Source organism: Polaribacter sp., from assembly GCF_965656025.1.
GTDB lineage: Bacteria > Bacteroidota > Bacteroidia > Flavobacteriales > Flavobacteriaceae > Polaribacter.
In genome coordinates, this window is sequence record NZ_CBFHJT010000038.1 from 21838 (window position 1) to 24636 (window position 2799).

Here is a 2799-nt window from a genome sequence, read left to right on the forward strand (position 1 = left end):
CAGTTTCATTTGCCATAGAAGCAATAATACCATCCACTTGTGTAAATAATAAAGTGTCTATGCTATCACATTCTTTTTTGTAGGATTCGTTGGATTGTGTAATAATAATATTATATCCTTTTTTGTTAAGAACTTCTTCTATATTTTGAATTACTGATGAAAAAAAGTTGCTATTTGTTCTTGGTACAATAACACCAACCAATTTACTTTTTCCACTTCTAAGGGCACTTGCCAAGTGATTCGGTTGATAATTTAAGTTTTTTGCAACCTGTTTTACAGCTTTTTTTGTCTTTTCGCTTATTCTGGTATCATCATGTAATGCTTTAGAAACAGCAGCAGCAGATATATTTAGCACATTTGCAATATCTTTTATGGTAGTTTTCTTTTTCGTATTCAAATTTTTAATATATTTGCTTAAACGTTTAAGCAAATATAGAACGATATAAATTACAATCAAAATAGAAAGTAAATAAACTATTTTGATTTTATTTTAAAACATTGGTTAAACGTTTAAGCAAATAACTATAAAAAATATAAATAGCAATTAAAATGAGTAAAGTAGTAACGTTTGGAGAAATCATGTTAAGATTAGCTCCACAAGGATTTTTAAGATTTTCGCAAGCAAATAATTTTGATGTTGTATATGGTGGAGGAGAATCTAATGTAGCAGTTTCTTTAGCAAATTATGGTGTTGATGTTGATTTTGTAACACGTTTACCAAAAAATGATATTGGAGAGTGTGCAATGATGGAAATGCGTAAAAGAGGTGTTGGAGTAGATAAAATTGTTTGGGGTGGAGATCGTTTAGGGATTTATTTCTTAGAGACAGGAGCTGTATCTAGAGGTTCTAAAGTGGTATATGATAGAGCACATTCTGCCATTGCAGAAATTGAGTCTGGTATGATCGATTGGGATGCCGTTTTTGATGGTGTTGAGTGGTTTCATTGGACAGGTATTACACCAGCAATTTCCCAAGGTTCTGCAGATGTTTGTTTAGAGGCTGTAAAAGCAGCAAGTGCTAAAGGAATTACCATTTCTACCGACTTAAATTATAGAGCAAAACTTTGGAAATATTGTGATAACGCTCACAGAGAAAAAGTAATGACAGAATTAACATCGTACTGTGACATAGTTTTAGGAAACGAAGAAGATGCAGAAATGCACTTTGGTATAAAACCAGCAGGAATTTCTGTACAAACAGAAGGTCATAACGTAAAAGCAGAAGCTTTTTTATCTGTTTGTGAGCAAATGATGGAAAAATTTCCAAGAGCTAAAAAAGTAATTACAACTTTAAGAGGTTCAATTTCTGCTTCTCATAACACGTGGGCAGGTGTTTTATATGATGGTAAGACATTGTTTCAAACACGTCAATACCAAATTACAGATATTGTAGATAGAGTTGGTGGTGGAGATTCTTTTATGGGAGGTTTAATTTACGGATTACTAAAATACCCAGAAGATGATCAAAATGCATTAGACTTTGCAGTTGCTGCATCTTGCTTAAAACACACCATAAAAGGTGATGCAAACTTAGCAACAGTAGCAGAAGTAGAAAAATTAATGGGAGGTGATGCTTCTGGAAGAGTAGCTCGTTAAAAAAGGTTTAATTGTTGAATTGTGTAACTGTTTAAAAGTTATAAATTCAACAATTACACAATTACACAAATACACAATTACACAATAATATGGCTCAATATACAAGATTAGAAGTAGCACAGGTAATGAAAGATACAGGAATGGTTCCTTTATTTTATCATTCAGATTTAGAAGTAAGTAAAAAAGTAATAACTGCTTGCTATAAAGGTGGTGCAAGATTATTAGAATTTACAGCTCGTGGAGATTTTGCACACGAGGTTTTTGGCGAATTGGTAAAATATGTAGTTAAAGAATTACCAGGTATGGTTATGGGTGTTGGTTCTGTAACAGATGCAGCAGCAGCCTCTAGGTTTATGGCTTTAGGTGCAAACTTTATTGTAACACCAGTTTTAAGAGAAGATATTGCAATTGCATGTAACCGTAGAAAAGTTTTATGGTCTCCTGGTTGTGGTACACTTACAGAAATTGCCAAAGCTGAGGAATTAGGTTGCGAAATAGTAAAGCTATTTCCTGGTGATATTTATGGCCCACAGTTCGTGAAAGGGATTAAAGGTCCACAACCTTGGACAAGCATCATGCCAACAGGTGGTGTATCTCCAACAAAAGAAAATTTAGAAGGATGGTTTAACGCAGGTGTAAGTTGTGTAGGTATGGGTTCTAAATTAATGGCTAAAGATGCAAACGGTAATTTTGATTATGATAAAATTGAAAGTGCCACAAAAAATGCTTTAGATATCATTAAAACTTTAAGAAAATAGTTTTATAAGGTTGATTAGTTTATAAAACGAAGAAAACTCGGACTAACTTTAGCTCCGAGTTTTTTATTGAATATAGAAAAGAAAACCTAATTTTGTTACTGAATAGGATTGTATGAAACCTAAAAAATACACAGCCATTTATTACATGATTTTTAGCGTTATTGCTTTTACATTAATGAATTCTGTAGTTAAATATTTAAGAGGCTTTAATGTATATCAAGTCGTTTTTTTTAGATCTATTGGTACGTTATTATTTACAATTCCGCTAATAATTAAGTTAAAAATCCCCATTTTAGGAACTCATAAGAAATGGCTATTCTTAAGAGGTGTTATTGGGGTAATTTCGCTCACTTGCTTTTTTCAATCTTTAAATTATCTGGCAATTGGTACAGCAGTTTCTCTAAGATATACATCACCAATTTTTGCAGCAATTTTTGCTTTATTT

General features: G+C 32.3%; 4 protein-coding genes. 3 read left to right on the forward strand and 1 reads right to left on the reverse strand.

All coding sequences use genetic code 11. The features are described from left to right. A partial coding sequence (locus ACTG3S_RS08740) for a LacI family DNA-binding transcriptional regulator (protein ID WP_439128974.1) occupies nucleotides 1–397 on the reverse strand: 397 nt, incomplete at its 3' end. Nucleotides 398–549: 152 nt separating this feature from the next. On the opposite strand from ACTG3S_RS08740, the gene ACTG3S_RS08745 reads away from it, so the two are divergent. From ACTG3S_RS08745 to ACTG3S_RS08755, 3 genes are all read left to right on the forward strand, one after another. Continuing rightward, entirely contained in the window at nucleotides 550–1596 is a 1047-nt protein-coding gene (locus ACTG3S_RS08745; protein WP_439128975.1) for a PfkB family carbohydrate kinase, read from the forward strand. 89 nt (nucleotides 1597–1685) lie between these two features. After that, nucleotides 1686–2354 (forward strand): bifunctional 4-hydroxy-2-oxoglutarate aldolase/2-dehydro-3-deoxy-phosphogluconate aldolase, encoded by a 669-nt coding sequence (locus tag ACTG3S_RS08750; protein WP_439128976.1) that lies wholly within the window; start codon nucleotides 1686–1688, stop codon nucleotides 2352–2354. Nucleotides 2355–2499: 145 nt separating this feature from the next. After that, nucleotides 2500–2799: EamA family transporter (locus ACTG3S_RS08755; protein WP_439128981.1), on the forward strand; the 300-nt coding region annotated here is incomplete at its 3' end.